Annotated in this window: 23 protein-coding genes and 1 pseudogene; 8 read left to right on the top strand and 16 right to left on the bottom strand. The window is 44.9% G+C overall.

The annotated features are described in order from the left end of the window. Positions 1-95: 95 nt before the first annotated feature. The 3 genes from L1D60_RS12825 (at position 96) to L1D60_RS12815 (ending at position 3,232) form a co-directional block, all read left to right on the top strand. Entirely contained in the window at positions 96-1,877 is a 1,782-nt protein-coding gene (locus L1D60_RS12825) for a terminase family protein (RefSeq protein WP_239841391.1), read from the top strand. After that, positions 1,874-2,902 (top strand): phage portal protein, encoded by a 1,029-nt coding sequence (locus L1D60_RS12820; protein ID WP_239841390.1) that lies wholly within the window; start codon positions 1,874-1,876, stop codon positions 2,900-2,902. Before L1D60_RS12825 ends, L1D60_RS12820 begins: the two co-directional genes overlap by 4 nt. Before the next feature lie 66 nt (positions 2,903-2,968). Beyond that, positions 2,969-3,232: an ogr/Delta-like zinc finger family protein gene (locus L1D60_RS12815; RefSeq protein WP_239841389.1), complete on the top strand. Its 264-nt coding sequence runs from the start codon at positions 2,969-2,971 to the stop codon at positions 3,230-3,232. Here the strand turns inward: L1D60_RS12815 and L1D60_RS12810 are convergent. From L1D60_RS12810 to L1D60_RS12755, 12 genes and pseudogenes are all read right to left on the bottom strand, one after another. Then, positions 3,215-3,433 (bottom strand): hypothetical protein, encoded by a 219-nt coding sequence (locus L1D60_RS12810; protein ID WP_239841388.1) that lies wholly within the window; start codon positions 3,431-3,433, stop codon positions 3,215-3,217. The two genes, L1D60_RS12815 and L1D60_RS12810, sit on opposite strands and share 18 nt — an antisense overlap. A gap of 153 nt (positions 3,434-3,586) precedes the next feature. Continuing rightward, entirely contained in the window at positions 3,587-3,757 is a 171-nt protein-coding gene (locus L1D60_RS12805; RefSeq protein WP_239841387.1) for a hypothetical protein, read from the bottom strand. Between the two features lie 523 nt (positions 3,758-4,280). Next, positions 4,281-6,788: a replication endonuclease gene (locus L1D60_RS12800; protein ID WP_239841386.1), complete on the bottom strand. Its 2,508-nt coding sequence runs from the start codon at positions 6,786-6,788 to the stop codon at positions 4,281-4,283. 6 nt (positions 6,789-6,794) lie between these two features. Then, positions 6,795-7,136: a hypothetical protein gene (locus L1D60_RS12795; protein WP_239841385.1), complete on the bottom strand. Its 342-nt coding sequence runs from the start codon at positions 7,134-7,136 to the stop codon at positions 6,795-6,797. Continuing rightward, positions 7,133-7,360, bottom strand: coding sequence for a hypothetical protein (locus L1D60_RS12790; protein ID WP_239841384.1), 228 nt, complete (start codon positions 7,358-7,360; stop codon positions 7,133-7,135). The genes L1D60_RS12795 and L1D60_RS12790 overlap by 4 nt, the downstream gene beginning before the upstream one ends. Beyond that, complete coding sequence (locus L1D60_RS12785) at positions 7,342-7,524, bottom strand: hypothetical protein (protein ID WP_239841383.1); 183 nt, start codon at positions 7,522-7,524, stop codon at positions 7,342-7,344. Before L1D60_RS12785 ends, L1D60_RS12790 begins: the two co-directional genes overlap by 19 nt. A 56-nt stretch (positions 7,525-7,580) precedes the next feature. After that, positions 7,581-7,981 (bottom strand): annotated as a pseudogene (locus L1D60_RS12780) (hypothetical protein). Between the two features lie 3 nt (positions 7,982-7,984). Continuing rightward, entirely contained in the window at positions 7,985-8,392 is a 408-nt protein-coding gene (locus L1D60_RS12775; RefSeq protein ID WP_239841382.1) for a hypothetical protein, read from the bottom strand. After that, positions 8,389-9,009, bottom strand: coding sequence for a hypothetical protein (locus L1D60_RS12770; RefSeq protein WP_239841381.1), 621 nt, complete (start codon positions 9,007-9,009; stop codon positions 8,389-8,391). Before L1D60_RS12770 ends, L1D60_RS12775 begins: the two co-directional genes overlap by 4 nt. A gap of 67 nt (positions 9,010-9,076) precedes the next feature. Further along, positions 9,077-9,412 (bottom strand): hypothetical protein, encoded by a 336-nt coding sequence (locus L1D60_RS12765; protein ID WP_239841380.1) that lies wholly within the window; start codon positions 9,410-9,412, stop codon positions 9,077-9,079. 34 nt (positions 9,413-9,446) lie between these two features. Next, complete coding sequence (locus tag L1D60_RS12760) at positions 9,447-9,986, bottom strand: phage regulatory CII family protein (protein ID WP_239841379.1); 540 nt, start codon at positions 9,984-9,986, stop codon at positions 9,447-9,449. Between the two features lie 152 nt (positions 9,987-10,138). Then, positions 10,139-10,339 carry a Rha family transcriptional regulator gene (locus L1D60_RS12755; protein ID WP_239841378.1) on the bottom strand — a complete coding sequence of 67 codons (201 nt, stop codon included), beginning with the start codon at positions 10,337-10,339 and terminating at the stop codon, positions 10,139-10,141. Between the two features lie 187 nt (positions 10,340-10,526). On the opposite strand from L1D60_RS12755, the gene L1D60_RS12750 reads away from it, so the two are divergent. Genes L1D60_RS12750 through L1D60_RS12740 form a run of 3 tightly spaced genes read left to right on the top strand, consistent with a single transcriptional unit; the run spans position 10,527 to position 14,256 of the window. After that, on the top strand, positions 10,527-11,135 hold the full coding sequence (locus L1D60_RS12750; RefSeq protein ID WP_239841377.1) for a phage repressor protein CI: 609 nt from the start codon (positions 10,527-10,529) through the stop codon (positions 11,133-11,135). 54 nt (positions 11,136-11,189) lie between these two features. Further along, positions 11,190-13,226: an RNA-binding domain-containing protein gene (locus L1D60_RS12745; RefSeq protein WP_239841376.1), complete on the top strand. Its 2,037-nt coding sequence runs from the start codon at positions 11,190-11,192 to the stop codon at positions 13,224-13,226. A 4-nt stretch (positions 13,227-13,230) separates the two neighbouring features. Further along, positions 13,231-14,256, top strand: a complete 1,026-nt coding sequence (locus L1D60_RS12740) for a tyrosine-type recombinase/integrase (RefSeq protein ID WP_239841375.1) — start codon at positions 13,231-13,233, stop codon at positions 14,254-14,256. A gap of 119 nt (positions 14,257-14,375) precedes the next feature. On the opposite strand, the gene L1D60_RS12735 is transcribed toward L1D60_RS12740, so the two are convergent. Continuing rightward, entirely contained in the window at positions 14,376-14,816 is a 441-nt protein-coding gene (locus L1D60_RS12735) for a YcgN family cysteine cluster protein (protein ID WP_239841374.1), read from the bottom strand. A 159-nt stretch (positions 14,817-14,975) separates the two neighbouring features. Here L1D60_RS12735 and L1D60_RS12730 point away from each other — a divergent pair, with 159 nt between their 5' ends. Together L1D60_RS12730 and aqpZ are read left to right on the top strand one after the other, a co-directional pair. Then, entirely contained in the window at positions 14,976-15,224 is a 249-nt protein-coding gene (locus L1D60_RS12730) for a YkgJ family cysteine cluster protein (RefSeq protein ID WP_239841373.1), read from the top strand. A gap of 121 nt (positions 15,225-15,345) precedes the next feature. Further along, positions 15,346-16,038 (top strand): aquaporin Z, encoded by a 693-nt coding sequence (gene aqpZ / locus L1D60_RS12725; protein ID WP_239841372.1) that lies wholly within the window; start codon positions 15,346-15,348, stop codon positions 16,036-16,038. 95 nt (positions 16,039-16,133) lie between these two features. Here aqpZ and recR read toward each other — a convergent pair whose 3' ends face one another. From recR to dnaX, 3 genes are all read right to left on the bottom strand, one after another. Further along, positions 16,134-16,733, bottom strand: a complete 600-nt coding sequence (gene recR, locus L1D60_RS12720) for a recombination mediator RecR (RefSeq protein WP_239841371.1) — start codon at positions 16,731-16,733, stop codon at positions 16,134-16,136. 60 nt (positions 16,734-16,793) lie between these two features. After that, positions 16,794-17,123, bottom strand: a complete 330-nt coding sequence (locus L1D60_RS12715; RefSeq protein ID WP_004748326.1) for a YbaB/EbfC family nucleoid-associated protein — start codon at positions 17,121-17,123, stop codon at positions 16,794-16,796. Between the two features lie 138 nt (positions 17,124-17,261). Then, positions 17,262-19,442 (bottom strand): DNA polymerase III subunit gamma/tau, encoded by a 2,181-nt coding sequence (dnaX, locus tag L1D60_RS12710; protein ID WP_239841370.1) that lies wholly within the window; start codon positions 19,440-19,442, stop codon positions 17,262-17,264.

The following is a 19,442-nucleotide window of genomic DNA, read 5'->3' as shown; positions in this document are numbered from 1 at the left end:
CACTTCAATTCCTAGAAATTCGGATTTTGGCTAAATCCGAATTCATCCGAATTTTGCTTAGTCATTTGAGAGTTTTCGGGGCGTATGATGCAGCTATGGCATATTCAGACGAAATAAAAGAGGCCGCGAAAAAGCTTTATTTACGCGGAGTACCTCCAAAGGAAATAGCGGCGCAACTTAACCTAAATAGCGACCGCATCATTTATACCTGGGCGGAGAAATTCGGCTGGGCTTTGTTGTTGAACGAACTTTCTGTAGAGGAAATGATTAACCGCCGTTTGGCCGTGTTAATTGATAAAGACGAGAAAACCGATCAGCAGCTTAAAGAGATGGATAAGCTCATAGACCATCACGTTAAGTTGCTAAAAGCGAATGCCGATGCAAAAGCCAAAGCTGAACGCATGCTCTCGCAAGGCAGCTCGAAGTCGAATGGTTCCGAGCCGTCTAATCAAAGCCGTGGTGGTAGTGGCAACAGCAAGAAAAAAGGCAAAGGCAAAAACAACATCGAGCACCTATGTGAAAGTGACTTTGTAGATTGGCATGAATCGCTGTTCGAATATCAGCATGTCATGCGTAACAACATTAAGCAGCGTATTCGCAACATCCTAAAATCACGCCAGATTGGTGCAACTTACTATTTCAGTGGTGAAGCGTTAGAAGACGCAATTCTAACGGGCGATAACCAAATATTCCTTTCAGCCTCTCGCGCTCAAGCCGAAGTTTTCCGCAGCTACATTATTGCCATTGGTAAAGAGTTCTTAGACATCGAGTTAACCGGCAACCCGATCATTCTGTCTAACGGTGCCGAACTTCGCTTTTTATCAACCAACAGCAAAACAGCCCAGAGTTACCACGGCCACGTTTATGTCGATGAATATTTCTGGATACCCAAGTTTGACGAGCTGAACAAACTTGCTTCGGCAATGGCTACGCACAAGAAATGGCGCAAAACTTACTTTTCCACGCCATCATCGAAGATGCACCAGGCTTACCCATTTTGGACAGGCGACCAGTGGCGAAAAGGCAAAGAGTCTCGCGCCAAGATTGAATTTCCAACCTTTGAAGAATATCGCGATGGTGGCCGACTCTGCGACGATAAGCAGTGGCGTTATGTTGTAACCATTGAAGATGCCGCTAATGGTGGTTGTGACCTATTCGACATTGACGAACTGCGAGAAGAATACAGCCAAGACGACTTCAACAACCTATTTATGTGTGTATTTGTTGATGGTTCGCTTTCTGTCTTCAAGTTCTCTGACCTTGAAAAAGGCATGGTAGACACGGCTCACTGGCAAGACTTCAAACCAAACAATAAACAACCCTTTGCCCGTCGAGAGGTTTGGCTAGGTTATGACCCATCCCGAACCCGAGACAATGCCTGCTTGGTGGTTGTGGCTCCACCTGCCGTAGCGGGTGAAAAATTCCGTGTATTGGAAAAGCACTATTGGAAAGGACTCAACTTCCAGTATCACGTTTCAGAAATCGAAAAAGTATTTCAGCGTTACAAAGTCACTTACATTGGCGTCGATACCACAGGCATTGGCGGTGGTGTTTGGGATTTGATTTCGAAAAAATACCCGCGTGAGGCTCACGCAATCCACTACAGCAACGAACAAAAAAACCGCCTAGTAATGAAGATGATCGACGTTGTAGAAGCCAACCGACTTCAATTTGATGCCGAACATAAAGATATTGCTATGGCATTCATGGCTATTAAGCGAGTACCAACGGCCAGCGGTAACGCCATGACATTCAAGGCAGAGCGCAGCCAGACCACAGGCCATGCCGATGCATTCTGGGCTATCTCTCACGCCGTCGCCAATGAGCCGCTAGACCACTCAACACCAACTAAATCAACTTGGGCAACCGCAGCATGACCGAGCAAACAGAAACTTTAGTCAAACAAGAAAAACAAGCACCCGAGTCGGTCTACCACATCGACTCATCACCGGAGGCCATCGACTCTAATAGTTGGATGACTTCCTACTCAGATTTGTTTTACAACGACACCGACAACTATTGGGAACCGCCAATTTCACGCACTGGATTGGCCGACATTGCCAGAGCCAACGCTTATCACGGCTCTTTGTTGATTGCTCGGGCCAACTATGTCGCAGGACGATTTCAACAAGGTGGTTCGACTCGCCGTAGGCACATTCAAGCCTTTTGCCGCGATTACTTCACCTTTGGTGATGCCGCTTTCTTAAAAATCCGTGATGGTTTCAAGCGTGTAGTGCGTTTGCATCCGTTGCCAGGTATGTACTTACGTAAGCGCAAAAACGGCAACTTCATTATTCTTGAACGAGATAATCAACAACGAGAATACCGCAAAGAAGATGTGATCTTCTTGCCTCAGTACGACCCGCAACAACAAATCTATGGTTTGGCTGATTACTTGGGTAGTATTCAAAGCAGCTTACTAAACAAAGATGCCACGCTATTTCGCCGCCGTTATTACAAGAACGGGGCGCACATGGGCTTTATCTTTTACGCGACTGACCCTAGCTTGAGCGAAGAAGACGAAGAGATGATGAAGAAAACCATTGCCAGTTCAAAAGGAGTGGGTAACTTCCGCAGCATGTTTGTGAACATCCCTAACGGGAAAGAGAAAGGGATTCAATTAATTCCTGTGGGTGACATTGCCACCAAAGATGAGTTTGAGCGAATCAAAAATATCACCGCACAAGACGTTCTAGTGGGCCATCGCTTCCCAGTAGGCAAAGCAGGAATTATCCCTCAGGGTACCACCAGTTTAGGCGACCCGATCAAGATTGGCAGCGAGTACGCCAAAGATGAAATCATTCCCGTTTGTGAACTGATTATGGATGAAGTGAACAGCGACCCGGAGATCCCCAAACAGCTCCGCTTGAAGTTTGATACCGAGACAGGAACAACTGCATAAAACTGTACAAAAACACAGTTTATGGCTTAATATTGAACTGTCAGTCAGTTCAGCTAGGTCATTGTTATGAGAGTGTTTTGCCCCGAATGCGGTGAAAAAAGCCGCATCCAAAAATCAAACAGAATAAGTGCTAAGTACGCAGATTTATATTGCTCTTGCAGTGACCCTGAATGTGGTCACTCGTTTGTGATGAATTTGTCTTTTAGCCATTCCCTTAGCCCTAGTGCTAAAACCACCTCGCAGCTCGCCTTCAATATGGTAAAAGCGCTCGCACCAGAACATAGGGCGGAGCTAAAACAACAACTCTCCATGCTATATCCTGAATATTGAACTATCCACTTCAGCAGCCATCCCAATGATCGAACGGATGGCTTTTTGTTTTTCATCGTCTACCAAATGACCGTATTTACTTAGTAACCCTTCCAACAAGATCACACCAGCTTCCTGTCTACCTTCCCCCGCCGAACTGACAGCCACACCATCAATGATTACGTCGAGTGCAGATTGAAATAACTGTTTTTCTTTAGACATATCAATATCCTTACAATTTACACATGAAATATACTGTATATAAAAACAGTATTCCAGCGCAGATTTTCGGCTGTGAGATCTACTGTAAGTTTTTGGTTAACCACAACGAGTGGTTAACCCAGTAAGACTACCGCAGCCAGCAAACAAATCTGTCTAGTGTGCTGTAAGAAATGACTCTAATTCTCGTTGATAAATAGCATCACGCATCGTTCTAAAGTGGCTGAGGATAGTTAGCTGTTCTTCCATTGTCTGAGCTGTGGCTAACTTCTCATCTTCTAGTTCTACAATGTATTGATATGTCGTCTTCTGACTGAGATTTGGCATGTGTTCTCCTACTTCTGTTCACCTTACTTTCAGCATACCTGGCGTAGATATATTTCCTAAATGCGCCTGCAGCCTTGAAGCTCGCCTATTAACCTATAACAGCTTTGAAGATATGCAAGCGCCGTAAAGTTGTTTTAAATCAACAGATTACCAAAATTAAAAAGGTTGCATGTTGGTCAGTTATGTTATGGCTAATAAAATTGAAGAGGATGGATTTGGAAGGGATGGTGTATTTATAGTGCCAATTTGAATTTTACTGTCAACACCCCATTTTTCGCCAAATTATCAGCTGTGTCACCATGTTACCACAAAGGGAAATATTAGATTTAATATCAGCACAACATTTGAATACCACTTTATTAGTAATACCCTTAACTTTCAGGCACATAGAAATTTTCAACCATAATAAAACACTCCATTTATTTCGCTATTTTGCCACATTTAATACGTAAAACATCAATTTCAAAAATTTTGAACACCATCACAACCAAAACATTCAATATTATCAAAGCTGGACTATTTTCTAGACTAACGGCCAATCGTTTTCCAACTCAGGGAAGAAAGAGAGGTCTGGTTGTTGGTATTCATCTTTTACTTGCTCAGGTTGGGTAAATAGTTGGTGCCACCCCTCAAAATCCATCCATTTCAGATCATCTGCAGGTGCACGGCAATAAACGACAAGCTGTGCTGGGCGTTTATTGCCGTGTTCGTCTACCTCCGCAGGGCGGATTTTAAGACTTGTCTCGTTATCTACTTTTAGTGAGCTGCCTTTTAACAATGCAGTTAAGGCAAAGTCATCAATATTTGATGGGCTATTCGCCAATATTTCATTTGGAGCTAATAACCTAGTTAGCTGATCGCAGACCTGTACTTTCTCGGGCTCCGTACAGTTATTGACAGAACTCCGAGAGGAGCCAGAGGCTCCAGAAAGAGCAAGAGCCCCCGCTTCAACATCATTATTAACCTTGGACTTCTTCTGGATTGTCCAAACCTTAGTGCGTGTTTTGATAGTTTCTTCTGGTGTTGCGAAGCCTTCGATTTTGCGAACATCTTCCCCATGTGGTGAAGCAAACGGCAAAACCTCATAAGAGTTCACGATCAGCAAATCTTCACGTTTAACGAATGGGCCACCTTGCCCCATTATGTAACCTTGCCAGTTACCATGGTCGGCAGCTTTTAAAGTATCTGTGATGCTTGAATCTTCTGACTTGGTGCGTGCTTGGTAGCTATCACCAATCACCTTCATCAACTCTTCATTGGTGATCAGCTTACTCGGCTTGATAGGCCCAACCAAATCACGCTGTAGCATCGAGTAAATAGTGAGTAGGTCGACGCGCTCTTGCATGAAGAGGTATTCCATAAACGCTTTTTTGTTCTGGTTAGCAAAGCGGCGTAATTCACGGTAAGTCGTAACCGGTGCACCACCGAAGAACTGGAACTGGCGAATGTTCCAACGGCTTTTCCAAGCACTCACATTCTTCGCCATGTCTTTAACTGACTTGCCAGTTTCGTCGGACACTTCATCGTCCATAGCGAAACCGTCGATGTTTTTGGAAATGTATTTAGCGATGTATCCTGTTGCGGTACCTAACTCTGGGTCAATTTCGCCTACATCACAACGAGCCGAGTGATCAAACTTGCCTTGTTTATCAAATAGCTCGTGTTTGTCTTCTTTCGTTGCGTAATCGACAAATATTTCTGTAACTAACTCTTTGTCCTCTGGCTTAACCCAGATAAGCAAGTGCCAGTGTGGTGTGCCATCGTGATGCGGCTCTGCAACGCGAACCCCAAACCAACGGATGTCTTTGCGGCCTAACTTGGCACGGATTCGTTGCCATACATTGTTTAAGTACGTTTGTGCATCACGTGGGCTTGCGCCGTTCCAGTGACCAATGAAACCGCCTTTCTTGTATGAGTTGTGATATTTAGCTGGCGTGGTCAGCGTTAAGAACAAACCTTGTAAACCCAACTCGTTGCCAATGTCTTCACAGCCACGACAACGCACCATTAATTCATGACGACGTATCGCAGGGTTAGCCACACTCTTTTTGACCATATCCCACAAATCAGCTTCTTCACCTGTTTCTTCATCTAATAGCTGGCACTGTTTGATGTATTCATAGTTGGCCGTTTGCTGTTCTTGGTGTTCACGAACACAATCCCAAGACGCATACGGTGAAGCCTTAGAAGAGACTTGTCCCATTGCAATGGCTAGGTGCTCACGCATAATTTTGCGGATTTTATTAAGACGACCACACCACCACTTCTCGCTGATCAGCCTTGAGATGTCTTGTAGGGCAGATAGTTCGGATTGATCTTTGTACTTGCGAGGAGGCTTAACACCAAAAGTATCGGTCACGAACTTAGCTACTTGCTCATAGGTGAACACCACCGCCATGGTGGTACCAAGCTCGGTCTTTGCGTGATATTTGTCGCTTTCCAATCGAAAAAAGCGATCAACAATGACAGAAAGTTTAAAAGCCATCTCTTTGATTTCAGATGGCTCAAGCTCTGCGAGTAATCGATTTTTTACTGGCTTGCGATTTTGCTCTACCTTATCAAAATCAAAATAAGCTTGCTTATTGTTGGCAAAGTCACTTTGCTCAGTGTCGCTAAACTCTTCACTAAGCAAAGAAACCTTTTGGGTTGTCGGTAGTTTTTTGTATTTGCGCAAAACCATAAACGCACGTTCTGCAGCTGGCCCCATGCGCTCACGCAAAAAGATGTTCGCTTCTCTTCTGCTTTTCTTTTCGAAAACTGAAATGTAACGAGTCACGAAGTACTTGGTTAGGTAATCCGGTAGGTCTTTAATTCTTTCTCGTGCCCACTCGAAGTCTTCTGGGTTCGCTTCAAACAGTTTGCGTTCCGTAACACTCATACCCTCCGGTTCACGATCAAACACAGGGCGTTCTGCCAAAACTTCTACTGCCTTAGGTTTTTGCGGATAAACGTGCAAATGCCCCCATTGCTTACAAGCGATGGAGGCTGCACGTTTTTGTTTAGTCGAGAATTCAGGTTTTGAAGTGCTCAAAGCCGATCACCCATTCCGTCTAATGCGGTATTTCAAAATGCATTGGACATAGCTGTAATCAAGATCCATCTTTTCGGCAAGCTGCTTGGCTTTACTCTTGATGCCAACTTCTGTTCGATTTAGATGCTTTCCAATTTCTTTGGCTGTCATGCATTGCGCATTAAGTTTCAGAAATTGCTCTTCTTTGTTTGTCCAAGATTTCTTTACTACATTTACCAAACTGTAAGCGAGAGAAATACCACGTCGAGACGCAGCAGAACGGAGGTAATTGCTAGAAATTCCATAGTCTTGAGCTATGTCCTTTGCAGGACGTGAACCTGCTTCTTTCAATGCGTCCTGTATGCTCATACTTCCTCCAATTCTTGAGTTGTAACCAACATAAAACCGCCTTTCCCTTTTCCCTTGCTGATCACCCCTTTGTGTAGGTGAGTGCAACTTAGGTCTTGGCAAGCTTGTTCAATTGCCACTTCCATTGATTCAAAGTCGCCAACCAAAACATTGGCAACTTCTTGGGTATCTTGATGGCGGACGATTCCGCCATCAGGACAAAGCATTACTGCGGCGTATTGCATGATGGTTCCTCCATTCCTAGGTACCTTTTGGCTTTCCAAATGAATGCGTACTGGGCAATTGGATCATCTAAAAACTCACTGAGCTTTGACTCTGGAATCGTAATTGAAACACCCCAACCATCGTTGCCTGTATAGGTCACGTAAACTGCTCGAGCTGAATTCACCCATCCCGCATTTGTGACTTTCAGTTTTTCTCCGTGGCTTACAAATTCATGCAGCATCACATCGCCTCCACTGTTGGGTATCCATGTAGCGGCTCACAGTCTCTCCACCACATTTGCATGGTTGCGTTTTGGCTAGTGCTTTATTGCAAGCAGAAACAAAGAAAAGTGCGCGAATTGCGCCTAAGGCTTGATGATGCATTGCGCTATCAGTTGATTGGTTGAATACAACAACCCAGAAAACCCACCAAGCAGTAATAAAGTCTTCAAGACATAACCCTTGCTCAGTACCATTCACGTTGACCAACATAGCGCGAGTAGAATCAAGCTGAAGCATTGCGCCCTGGCTTGAATCAACGCCTTTGAACACACGAATGAACTGCTCAATTTTGCGAGTGGTAAAGCCTTCACCACGAAGGCCGTGCTCTAAATCTTTACGAAATACGGTGATAGTGCTCATGCCTTACCCCTCAATCACTGACAAGCAGTATTGTTCGAATTGAAAAAGTACTTCATCGTCCCAGCGGCCAAGATCACGCAAGGCCAGCATCTCAATAAACAGGCTGCGGTTTTTCATATCTAGCTGTGACCAATGGTGTAGCTGTGGCTTGGCGTTTTCGTTTTGATAAGAGCGGTACCAGCTCACATAGGTGTGAGCGAAGAACACGCTTGCACGATCACCCTGCATTGCTTCTTTGATGTCGGCTAAAACGTCTTCTAGTGGGCGGTGGGTTTGAACAGGAGTCAGTTTTTTAGCAATAGCATCAAGCTGAATCACGATTTCTTCTTGCTGCGCTGTGCTGCTTTTTTCAAAGCGTGCAGCAATCTGTTCAAATGACTGGTTAAATAGTTGTTCGTAGATATTGCTCATGCTGTCACCTCTGCTTTTGCTTCGGCTTCTTCACGGGCTTCAATGATCTGCTCAGTGACTTCGCTTTCTATTCTTAAAAGACGTTGAATTGGGCAATCACCTGTTGGACAACCCTCATAGAACCCATCAACAAGGCTAACTTCTTCACGATAAGTAACTGGTGAAAGTGAATATTCATCTCCATCTGGTGATACTGCAGACAATGGGCGAACACGGACAATAAATAGATTGCTGCAACCACGGAATTGGGTGTTGATGTTTAATATGTCCGTATTAGCCATTGCTAGCACATTGATAGCGTGAACGATGTCAAAGGCTTCTCTTTGCTTAAAGTTCTCTGCTAGTTCTTCGGCAATCACTTCAAACGAACCTGAATTCATAGCTTTTGCTAACTCAGTAAGTTGCTTCTCTTCATATGGGTTAAAAGTTACTTCACATGGATTAAGAGTTACTACATATTGCCTTGGCAACAGACTAGACAACGCAAATGAAAGGCGGCGGTTTTGTTCCACCATCAGTTCATTAAATGTCTGAGATTTTTCTAAATTTTGTGTTGATTGTTCTAAAACGTTTTCGGCTTGAGCCAATACTTTTTTGGCTTGTTCTAGTTCACTCATCTTCTATGCTCCTACGCTAAGACGAAAAAAAGCCCCCTGTTACAGGGGCAAATGGCTGGCTAGGCTGTTAATGGGTACTGCTGAATTGGTAGTGTTTTAAGCGGCGAACATCGCCAAATTGCTTATCAAAACCCACGACGATTTCTTTTAAGTACTGCATCCCCTTGCGAATTTTCTGCAGCTCTAAATCATCGAACGATTCGAATTGGCGTTGGTAATCTCTTGCTGGCAAACCGCCTGCAATAAGCACCAAACCACGGCTTTTGTCTGGCAGGCTGTTGAACACCTTTTTCAACTTACGACGAGTGGCCTCACCATTAAAAAGCGACTTACACGCGGCAATGCTATCTGCTGCACTCGGTACTTGGGGCTGCGTTTTTTGTTGTCTGGCTAACTGACTCATGGTGTTCATATCCTCTTAATCGGGCTCAAGCTGTTTAGGCTAAGCCTGGAATAGGTGCACCATTAGCCAGAAAATCTGTGCCAAATTGCATTAGTGGCTGCAGGCCTGTGGTGCGGTGTTCAAGGTCATTGATAAGCAAAACCAGATTGCCCAAAGCGGCTTGCGCCTTGGCTAAGGTTTTGCGTTTAGTAGATCGCGGTAAACGCTCTGCGGTGCACATGGCTAACGCATCGCTAGAAAGCTCACCAGAGTGGGCATTTAGCTGAAGAACCCTTTCAAGCAAGTTGAGTTCGTCTTCGTCTTTTGGAAGTGGAATGGTTACGACACCATCATTGGCAAATAACGTGTTTACGATTGAGTAGTCACCAGAAACACGGCTGATTAACGCCAACTCAACCGGCTTAAGTACATGCGGTTGGTTCGGATTCAGCTTGTTGCGAAGCATCGTGCCACTTAGCTCTAACTTACGGGCTATCGCTTCAACATCGTGATTGACGACAAAATCACAACAAGCAGCATCAAAAATTTGTTGTTTGCGTTCGCGTAATACACACATTGAGTTATTTGCGTCCATAACCAATACTCATTTAAAGAAAAAAGGAACGAAAACGAATGACCAGCCGATGATATTCAGCCAAAGCGGACATTTGTTTGGGTGGTTTTCTTCCCAAGACTCACTCATTGCATTTTGCTGAGTGAGTTTGGTTTTAGGTGGGATAGCAGTTCTCATACTTGTTGCTCCGCTGAGCGCTGGAATAGCTTTGGCAAGTTAATGAGTACAGAGCCTTTCTCACCTTTCTTTGGAAGGATTGGGATATCGCCGTCGGCAATGGCACGGTCTAGCGAGGATGCAGACCAACCGGTGCGACGGAGAAACTCTTTTTTAGTGCAAAAAGGTGCATCAACCGCTATTTGAATACTTGCCATAAGTGGTATCCTGTTTAATTGTGTTTTTTAGATGGTTATTGAGTGACATTGATGAACCATCTTTACCCTTTGACTAATTATTAGATCAAAGTTAGCCATATAACAATCCATCAAAATAACTCAAAAGAGTGTTTTTTGATCTAGATCTGCTTTTTGGCTACTTTTGACGCAGAGAAAAGTTACCTTTATGGCAAACATACCCGCAAAAGTACCGCCATTTGAATATTTGAATGGGCGTGAATTTACTGAAAAGCTAAAAAAAGTGACGGGCTGTAAGACATATGACTTACTAGCAGATTACTTCGGCATCCCAAAATCTACGTTTTCGACGTGGCATACCCACAACCGTACTGGCTGGGAATTGATAATTAGGACTCATCTTGCTACCGGAGCATCAATTCGCTACCTAGCTTTGGGAGAAGGTGAACCTTTCCCTGAAGATGAAGAAGTGATTATTGCTACAAACAGCTTCGACAAATTCAGTCTCATCAACGGAACACTAGAGAAAACTGGTAGTGTTGAACTGGGCTTGTCGACGCTACATGACTTTGGTCTGGCTAAGGATAATGTGATCGTCTTAGAGCAAAACGGTTGTCTGCAATACATAAACAAAGCTGAAACTCAGCCAGCCTCTGGTGACTATTTGTTGGATATTGATGGAGTTCTGTCAGTGAACTACGTCCAGCGTTTGCCAGGTAAGAAGTTGGCTATTGCTTTCGACACGTCCACGATTGAAGTATCTGAGGGAGACATCAAAGTAATTGGGCGAATAGCAATGGAAATGAAAAAGAAGTAATAGGCTGGAACCGTTAGGGGTGCTTTCAATGCAAGTGAAAATCAGAGGTTAATAATGGGTCATTTAGAAGATTGGCAAGAGATCATTGCAGACCTCAAAGAGAGTAGCGATATAGAATGCAAGCGAGCTAAATCTGCTGCACCAAAAGATATGTGGTCTACATACAGTGCTTTTGCCAATACATATGGCGGGACTATCTTTTTAGGAATTACTGAAAATGATGATGGCTCTTTTGAAGTAACTGGAGTCAATGATGCCGACAAGATTAAAAAGGATATTTTCAACAACCTTAGTAATCCGCAATGCGTTAGTGTGAACTTGTTTGAAGGCGACCCTGACAAGTATGTTCAAGAGCTTAACGCTAATGGTAAAACGATCATTAAAGTTACAGTCCCAAGAGCTAACCGAAAGCAAAAACCAGTTTTTGTCAAAAACAATCCAAAGACTGGGACATACATGCGAGGCCATGAGGGTGATAACCATGTTTCAGATGCGGCTCTACAACACATGTTTGCAGAAAAGGGAACAGAGCCACGTGACTCACTAGTACTAGCCAACTTCGGTATGGAAGATCTTGACCTTTCCACCCTAAAAAAATATCGCCAGCACTTCCAAGCACGCTCACCAGAACATCGATTTAATGATTTAGATGATCGTAATTTTCTTATCCGTATCGGTGCATGGAAACGCGACAGGAACACAAACGAAGAAGGTTTGACGTTGGCTGGACTGTTGATGTTCGGTCAAGATATAACGATAAAAGACTACATTAGCCATTACCACCTAGATTATATAGAACGTGAGAATGCCTCTCGTGCCTCACGATACATTGATCGCGTTACGCTCGACGGAAGTTGGTCAGGCAACCTGTACGATTTCTACCTAATCGTATACAAAAAACTTACTACGGATTTGAAAGTACCTTTCAAATTAGATTCAGATCAACGCTCCGATTTTACTCCTGTACATGAAGCTATTCGAGAGGCCCTAGTCAACACATTAGCTCACGCTGATTTTTCATCACCTAAACCAATCATTATTGTAAAACGACCAGATATGTTTGGCTTCCTTAACCCAGGCTTGATGCGTATCCCACCAGAACAAGCAATGGTTGGTGGAGATAGCGATTGTCGAAATGCAGCTATTCACGACATTTTCCGCATGGTTGGACTGAGTGAAAGAATGGGTTCCGGTGTAAACCAAATTTTCTCTAACTGGAGCACACAGCATTGGCAAAAGCCTAAGTTGTATGAAAACACGACAGAGCGCAAAGGTGAGATATTTGAACAAACTGTACTAGAGCTCAAGATGGTCAGCTTGGTACCTAGTGAAACTATCAATCGACTAGAATCTACTTTCGGAGACAAGTTCAATCATCTCAATGAACTAGAAAGATTAATCCTAATCACAGCAGATGTAGACCGATGGGTAAACCATGAACGTATCATGCAAATTACAGACGAATCATCTCGTACTGTTACGTTAGCTTTTCAAAAGCTAGAGAACGCCGAGATGCTAATAGCCAATGGTTCGCACAAAGAAAAGTTCTGTACTCTTCCTGGCATAAAAGTATCAACGGTAGATGAAGTGTTCAAAAATGGAACTCTAAATGATGAAGAGTCAACCGCTCCGAGTACTAGCTCCGAACATTCAGAGCTTAGCTCCGAGTATTCAAGACTCACCTCCAAACTTTCGGGAATCACCTCCGCAGATATCAGTAATAACGTGGCACGCGACGGTTTTGGCAGACGGTTATTTCAAGGTCTAGATTACCCATTTATCGACGACTTAGATGCATTGGACACTAAGTACAGAAAGCTACTTGAGGACGTAACATTTTCAATAAGAGAGAAAAAGCGATTGCCAAAGGAAGATCTTGAATTAAGCATTCTTGCTTTGTGCCAAGAACAGTATTTTTCCCTTAAATCTCTTGCCACTTTGTTTGGCCGAAATCCCGACGCACTAAGGCAGAACTATCTTAGCCGTTTGATTAAGGACGGGACGCTTAACTATGCTTTCCCTCAGCAAAAGAACCATGAGAATCAAGGCTATATTACTGTGATATCTGACGCTCAGGGGCAACCGGATTAGATCAATGTCCGTACGTAAAACCGAAGACGGCAACAATAAACCATGGCTTTGCGATGTTCGTCCAAATGGCCGCAATGGTAAACGTGTAAGAAAGCGCTTCGCTACAAAAGGCGAAGCGCTTGCTTATGAGAAGTTTGTTTTAAAAGAAACTGACGACAAACCATGGTTAGGTGAAAAAAGCCAAACCCGTAGCCTGTTGGATATGATCGACTTATGGCAAGAACGCCACGGCCAATCACTTGCCCATTCCAAATACACTTACAATAAGTTGAAGGTTATGGGCTTGGCTTTAGGCGACCCGCTTTATCATAAGCTCACTGCAACGATGTTTACCGAGTACCGTACTCTCCGCCTTGCAGGTGAAGTCGCGGATTTGAATGGCCGAAAGGTTGAAGTGTCTTTTCGTACCTGCAACAACGAACAAGATCTACTGAATGCTGTGATTGTCGAGCTGCAGCGCATGGGCGAGTGGAAAGGCGAAAACCCTTTGAAAGCTGTCCGCCAATTCAAACTACACGAACCTGAAATGGAATTTCTCACCGTTGAGGAAATGCAGAACCTTATCACTAAGGCAGAAGCACACGAATTCCATGATGACATGCATAAGATTATTAAACTTTGTTTGGCTACAGGTGGTCGCTTTCGCGAAGCATCCCGACTAACGGGCGCTCAAATCACAAAATACAAAGTAACGTTCACGCAGACGAAAGGCAAAAAGAATCGCTCGGTACCGATCAGCCCAGAACTTTATGATGTGATTTACAAAAAGGGTTCAGGCCCATTGTTTAACATTGGCTATTCGACAGTTTACCGATTTATCGTGCGCAATGTTCCACGACTAAAGCAGCAAGCTGCCCACGTTCTGCGCCATACTTTTGCGTCTTACTACATGATGAACGGTGGTAATATTATCGCCCTGCAACGAATCCTTGGTCACAGTGACATAAAACAGACCATGCGATACGCTCACCTAGCCCCCGATCACCTAGAAGATGTGGTCACAAAAAATCCTTTAGCAAACCTCAAATAAGTGGCTAATGTGGACACTAAAACGTCCACATTATGTCCACAAATTTTCAGAATATAGATAAATATTGATGATTATTGATGAAGTGACCACAAGCAAAGCCTTGATATACCTTGCTACGCCTAGCCCCTGTTAGGGTGGTTTAAAATGTGGTCTTCCCAGTCCACAACGTCAATCTCATACACCACTTTATTGCGAACACTTTCACCCGCGGCGTGCATTGCTGACTTAGAACCGGTGATCAGAGGGTGCCATTCTGGTAGTGGCTTTTCTTCTGACAATAGACGGTAAGCGCAAGTGTCTGGTAGCCAGTGAAACTCATCAATCTTGTCACGAGTTAGCTTCAAACACTCTTCACCCGAGCTAAAGCGATTTGGGTAATCTTTACAAGAACACGTCTTGCTGTTTAGCCAGCTACATGCCACGTTGGTGTAATACACTTCGTCGCTATCTTCATCCATTAATTTGTGCAGGCAACATTTACCGCAACCATCACAAAGCGATTCCCACTCTTGCTCGGTCATCTGTTCTAGTGATTTTTCTTGCCAAAATGGACTGGTCATAATAGGACTTCTTACTCTTTTACTGGGGTGCGTGTTATACCGCTAGCCCACAAAAAGTTCAAGGATAAAAAGTGTTCACGGATTAATCACCGACAAAAGCTGCCACAAACGATAATTTTTGCTACTATCGCGCCCCCTGTTTTGACTGAGTATAAATTGATGGAATGTCGCCTAGGTTGTGGTGCCTGTTGTATTGCACCAAGTATTACATCTGCTATCCCTGGAATGCCAAACGGCAAGCCTGCTGGCGTTCGCTGTATTCAGCTCAATGAACAAAATTTATGTAAATTGTTCGGTCAACCAGAACGTCCGAAGGTGTGCCACCAATTTAAGGCGTGCCCAATCATTTGTGGTAAAACCGATAAAGAAGCACTCGATAATATCACTGAGTTAGAAGCCATCACTTAATCAGTTACCGCCCGCAACCATAGTAACAAGCAATAAAAGCGCGTAATAACCGTCAATCATTCTCTTTTTTCCCTATTCTCAACTATCTTCTTGATACCAGTATTGGTTAATAAGGATAGTTATGAATAAATATCTCGCAGAAATGTTCGGTACGTTTTGGCTTGTCCTAGGAGGTTGTGGCAGTGCTGTTTTAGCCGCCGCTTTTCCTGATGTTGGGATTGGATTACTTGGTGTCTCCCTTGCTTTCGGTCTCACCGTCTTAACCATGGCCTTCGCCATTGGCCATATTTCAGGTTGTCACCTCAACCCCGCTGTCACTATTGGCCTTTGGAGTGGCGGGCGCTTTGATTCAAAAGACGTGTTGCCTTATATCATCGCTCAAGTTATAGGTGGGATCATTGCCGGCGGCGTGCTATTGGTTATTGCCTCCGGTCAAGCAGGCTTTGATGTAGTCGCTTCGGGTTTTGCTTCCAACGGCTATGGTGATCACTCTCCTGGAGGCTATTCACTCACTGCAGCGCTCGTCTGCGAGGTCGTCATGACCATGGTGTTTTTATTCGTCATCATGGGTGCAACGGATAGTAAGGCTCCCGCTGGGTTTGCTCCCATTGCCATTGGTCTCTGTCTTACCTTGATTCACCTTATCAGTATCCCTGTGACCAACACTTCAGTTAATCCGGCGCGTAGTACCGGTGTCGCTGTGTTTGTTGGCGACTGGGCGGTCTCTCAGCTTTGGTTATTCTGGGTTGCACCAATTATAGGTGCAGTTATCGGTGCCACCATCTACAAGCTGGTACGTGGGCAAGACTCTTGATTCTAATGAGAAAGTGAGTGTGAACGAAGAGACGGTTATTAAGATTAAACTCAAAAAAAACCGCTGACTCTTTAGATAAGAGTCAGCGGCTGAGATTAGATTTTATGTCGACCCAATAGTGAGTGAGACAGAGTGGTGCCATCAACCAGTTCGAGCTCACCACCAACCGGCACACCGTGAGCAATTCGGCTAGCATTTACCTCATGAGCATTACACAGCTCAGCGATGTAATGAGCGGTTGCCTCACCTTCTACCGTAGGGTTGGTAGCAAGAATCACTTCTGAAATATCACCACGACGCAAGCGGTAATCCAAAACGTCGAGACCGATATCGCTAGGACCAATGCCATCTAGTGGTGACAAGTGCCCCATCAGAACGAAATAACGACCTGAGTATTGACCTGTCGCTTCGATTGCTGCGATGTCTGCTGGGCTTTCCACCACACATATCTGACCATTTTCCTGACGTTTAGGGTTGGTGCAGATATGACAAACATCTTCTTCTGTAAACGTGCGACACTCACTACAGTGGCCAATTTCTGTCATCGCTTGGCCGAGCGCCTCAGCCAGTTGCAGGCCGCCTTTTCTATCGCGCTGTAACAAATGAAAGGCCATACGCTGCGCCGACTTGGGGCCAACCCCAGGTAGACAACGTAAGGCCTCCATCAAATGCTCCAGCATATGACTGGTACGCATTATTTAACCATTTCAGTTTTTAATTCACGATGCACTGAGTACATCATTGAGAAAAACGAATTAGAAAGGCATCTTCATACCTGGTGGAAGTTGCATACCACCAGTTACGCCAGCCATTTTCTCTTTTTGAGTCTCTTCAACGCGACGAGCCGCATCGTTGAATGCCGCAGCGATAAGATCTTCAAGCATCTCTTTATCGTCTTCCATTAGGCTTTCATCGATATCAACACGACGTACACTGTGGCTACCAGTGATCGTTACTTTTACTAGGCCAGCACCAGATTCACCGGTTACTTCCATATTTGCGATTTCTTCTTGAAGCTTTTGCATGCGATCTTGCATCTGCTGGGCTTGCTTCATTAGGTTGCCCATACCACCTTTACCAAACATGATAATCTCTCTGGTCTAATTGGTTATAAAATACATTAAGCAATAACTGACTTAATGGGGGCTGAACCGTGCAGATTCAACCCTACGATACTGTTAATGTGATGAAGGACATGTTGCCTTTCTTCACACGCGTGATGACTAAATTGGACGAACGCTGTCTCTATCCAGTTCCGCTGCAAAGCGCTTTTCAATGAACTGGACATTGGCGTCATTCTCAAGGCTGATGAAAGCATCTTTCAACTTGCCTTGATAAAGCCTCTCACGTAATTCTAGTGGCGTTTCGCCTGATTCGCCGATCTCAACACTTAAATGACACTCTTCACCTAATACGGTGTTCAGCGACTGCAGCAATTCGCTTTGCGCTTTATCAGTATTTAAGTGTGCTTGTGTTGGTCGTAACATCAGGCTAATTGAGGTGCCGTTTTTACTGAACACTGAGTTCAGTGCTAACTGCTCAACCAGTTTCGCCGTTTCAAGCTTTTGTATAGTCGCCGACCATTCATCTTGAGCAATCGACTCATGCAGCAGCTTTTCCGTCATCTCAGGCGTTTTAACGTGCTCTAAAGCGCGTCTTATCTGAGTAGGTGTTAGCTCTTTCGAGACTTCTTTCACTACAGGTTTAGACGGTTTCCAACGATAAGGTTCATTATCATCAGTTACATTTTGTGTCGATGCTGCAGGGAGAGAAGCTGGCGACACCCGCTCAGAACCACCGTGTTGCTGAGCAACTCGGTCGAGAACTGAAGTTTTAGCTGGTGTCGCTTTAGCCTTTTTTGGCGCGCCTTTTGCAGATGGTGCTGCACCTTTACGCTGAGAGCGTAACTGATGACGCAAACCGCTTACCGGCGATGCTGGTCGCTCGGGTGCAGGCTGACTTTGTGTCACAGGTTGGCTTGGAGCAGGCGCTGCCTGTTGGTTGCTCATTGGCGCAGAAGGTGCACCATATTGCCCATGGTCATCATACGCTGGAGGCATATCCTGTGGGCCGCTCATGTAACCAGAGTCAGGGTAGCCCTGAGGCTCTGAATATTGTGGCGCGCTAGGTTGCCCGTAGCCTTGTGGTGGCATAGAGCTTGACATAGGCTGCGCTGCTGGAGCTTGCTGCTGAGGTGCGGCCATTGGCTGAGTCTGATTGGTAGACTGCATTGGCGTAGCTGGCTGCAAGCCTTGTGCTGGTGCGCTCACTACTTTCGGCTCTGCGGGCTCTGTTGAGATCGCACTTGACGAAATCTCTGCAGCAGGGCGGAATGCCAACATTCGCAGAACGACCATCTCAATACCAACGCGAGCGGTTGGCGAAAGAGGCAGATCCTCGCGACCTTTCAGTACGATCTGATAATAAAGCTGTACATCTTGCGGGCTAAGCGCTTGAGCGAGAAGCTCGATCTTCTCTGCGTCTGGCTGTGCTTTATCTAACGATGCTGGCAGAGCTTGATACATAGCTAATCGGTGCAACTGAGTCGCTAGCTGATTGAGCAAGCCATCCCATTCTACACCGTTTTCAGCTAGCGCTTGGATACACGACATTGCCGTTTGCGGTTGCTTGCTGCTAATAGCTTCAAGTAAATGGATCGCTTGATCAGTATCCAGCGTGCCTAACATATGAGAAACAATGTCAGTCGCTACGTTGCCATTACCCAATGCGATTGCTTGATCCGTTAAGCTCAACGCGTCACGCATACTGCCGTCAGCCGCGTGTGCAATCATCCCCAGAGCGCGAGACTCAGTGGTCACATTCTCTTCTTCTAGGATGTGATCGAGCTGCTCATGAATGTTGTCAACGCTGATTGGCTTCAGGTGGAACTGCAGGCAGCGAGACAAAATCGTTACCGGCAGCTTCTGAGGATCCGTTGTCGCCAACAGAAATTTCACGTACTCAGGCGGTTCTTCTAAGGTTTTTAGAAGCGCATTGAAACTGTGCCTAGAGAGCATATGAACTTCATCGATAAGGTAAACCTTAAAGCGACCACGAGCAGGCTTGTATTGAACGTTGTCCAATAGCTCACGCGTGTCTTCCACTTTGGTTCGAGAAGCGGCATCGATCTCTAAAAGATCAACAAAACGACCTTCGTCGATCTCTTTACAGGTTGCACACTCACCACAAGGTGTAGAGGTAATGCCTGTTTCACAGTTTAGGCCCTTAGCAAACAAGCGGCCGATGGTCGTTTTACCGACACCTCGAGTCCCGCTAAACAAGTATGCATGGTGCAACCTGTTTTGGCTAAGTGCATTTTCTAAAGCTGTTAAAACATGGGCTTGACCAACGACTTCTTTAAACTTCGTTGGCCGCCATTTTCGCGCTAACGCTAGATAGCTCAT

Source organism: Vibrio sp. Isolate30 (assembly GCF_022397975.1).
Classification (GTDB): Bacteria; Pseudomonadota; Gammaproteobacteria; order Enterobacterales; family Vibrionaceae; genus Vibrio; species Vibrio fortis.
The sequence above is the reverse complement of the archived record's forward strand: the minus strand, read 5'-3'. Positions and strand labels throughout refer to the sequence as shown.

Excerpts from the sequence above, each read along its gene's own strand:
- L1D60_RS12825 (WP_239841391.1), top strand. The coding sequence starts at position 96 with ATGGCATATTCAGACGAAATAAAAGAGGCCGCGAAAAAGCTTTATTTA.
- L1D60_RS12820 (WP_239841390.1), top strand. The coding sequence starts at position 1,874 with ATGACCGAGCAAACAGAAACTTTAGTCAAACAAGAAAAACAAGCACCC.
- L1D60_RS12815 (WP_239841389.1), top strand. The coding sequence starts at position 2,969 with ATGAGAGTGTTTTGCCCCGAATGCGGTGAAAAAAGCCGCATCCAAAAA.
- L1D60_RS12810 (WP_239841388.1), bottom strand. The coding sequence starts at position 3,433 with ATGTCTAAAGAAAAACAGTTATTTCAATCTGCACTCGACGTAATCATT.
- L1D60_RS12805 (WP_239841387.1), bottom strand. The coding sequence starts at position 3,757 with ATGCCAAATCTCAGTCAGAAGACGACATATCAATACATTGTAGAACTA.
- L1D60_RS12795 (WP_239841385.1), bottom strand. The coding sequence starts at position 7,136 with ATGAGCATACAGGACGCATTGAAAGAAGCAGGTTCACGTCCTGCAAAG.
- L1D60_RS12790 (WP_239841384.1), bottom strand. The coding sequence starts at position 7,360 with ATGCAATACGCCGCAGTAATGCTTTGTCCTGATGGCGGAATCGTCCGC.
- L1D60_RS12775 (WP_239841382.1), bottom strand. The coding sequence starts at position 8,392 with ATGAGCAATATCTACGAACAACTATTTAACCAGTCATTTGAACAGATT.
- L1D60_RS12770 (WP_239841381.1), bottom strand. The coding sequence starts at position 9,009 with ATGAGTGAACTAGAACAAGCCAAAAAAGTATTGGCTCAAGCCGAAAAC.
- L1D60_RS12765 (WP_239841380.1), bottom strand. The coding sequence starts at position 9,412 with ATGAGTCAGTTAGCCAGACAACAAAAAACGCAGCCCCAAGTACCGAGT.
- L1D60_RS12760 (WP_239841379.1), bottom strand. The coding sequence starts at position 9,986 with ATGGACGCAAATAACTCAATGTGTGTATTACGCGAACGCAAACAACAA.
- L1D60_RS12755 (WP_239841378.1), bottom strand. The coding sequence starts at position 10,339 with ATGGCAAGTATTCAAATAGCGGTTGATGCACCTTTTTGCACTAAAAAA.
- L1D60_RS12750 (WP_239841377.1), top strand. The coding sequence starts at position 10,527 with ATGGCAAACATACCCGCAAAAGTACCGCCATTTGAATATTTGAATGGG.
- L1D60_RS12745 (WP_239841376.1), top strand. The coding sequence starts at position 11,190 with ATGGGTCATTTAGAAGATTGGCAAGAGATCATTGCAGACCTCAAAGAG.
- L1D60_RS12740 (WP_239841375.1), top strand. The coding sequence starts at position 13,231 with ATGTCCGTACGTAAAACCGAAGACGGCAACAATAAACCATGGCTTTGC.
- L1D60_RS12735 (WP_239841374.1), bottom strand. The coding sequence starts at position 14,816 with ATGACCAGTCCATTTTGGCAAGAAAAATCACTAGAACAGATGACCGAG.
- L1D60_RS12730 (WP_239841373.1), top strand. The coding sequence starts at position 14,976 with ATGGAATGTCGCCTAGGTTGTGGTGCCTGTTGTATTGCACCAAGTATT.
- aqpZ (WP_239841372.1), top strand. The coding sequence starts at position 15,346 with ATGAATAAATATCTCGCAGAAATGTTCGGTACGTTTTGGCTTGTCCTA.
- recR (WP_239841371.1), bottom strand. The coding sequence starts at position 16,733 with ATGCGTACCAGTCATATGCTGGAGCATTTGATGGAGGCCTTACGTTGT.
- L1D60_RS12715 (WP_004748326.1), bottom strand. The coding sequence starts at position 17,123 with ATGTTTGGTAAAGGTGGTATGGGCAACCTAATGAAGCAAGCCCAGCAG.
- dnaX (WP_239841370.1), bottom strand. The coding sequence starts at position 19,442 with ATGAGCTATCTAGCGTTAGCGCGAAAATGGCGGCCAACGAAGTTTAAA.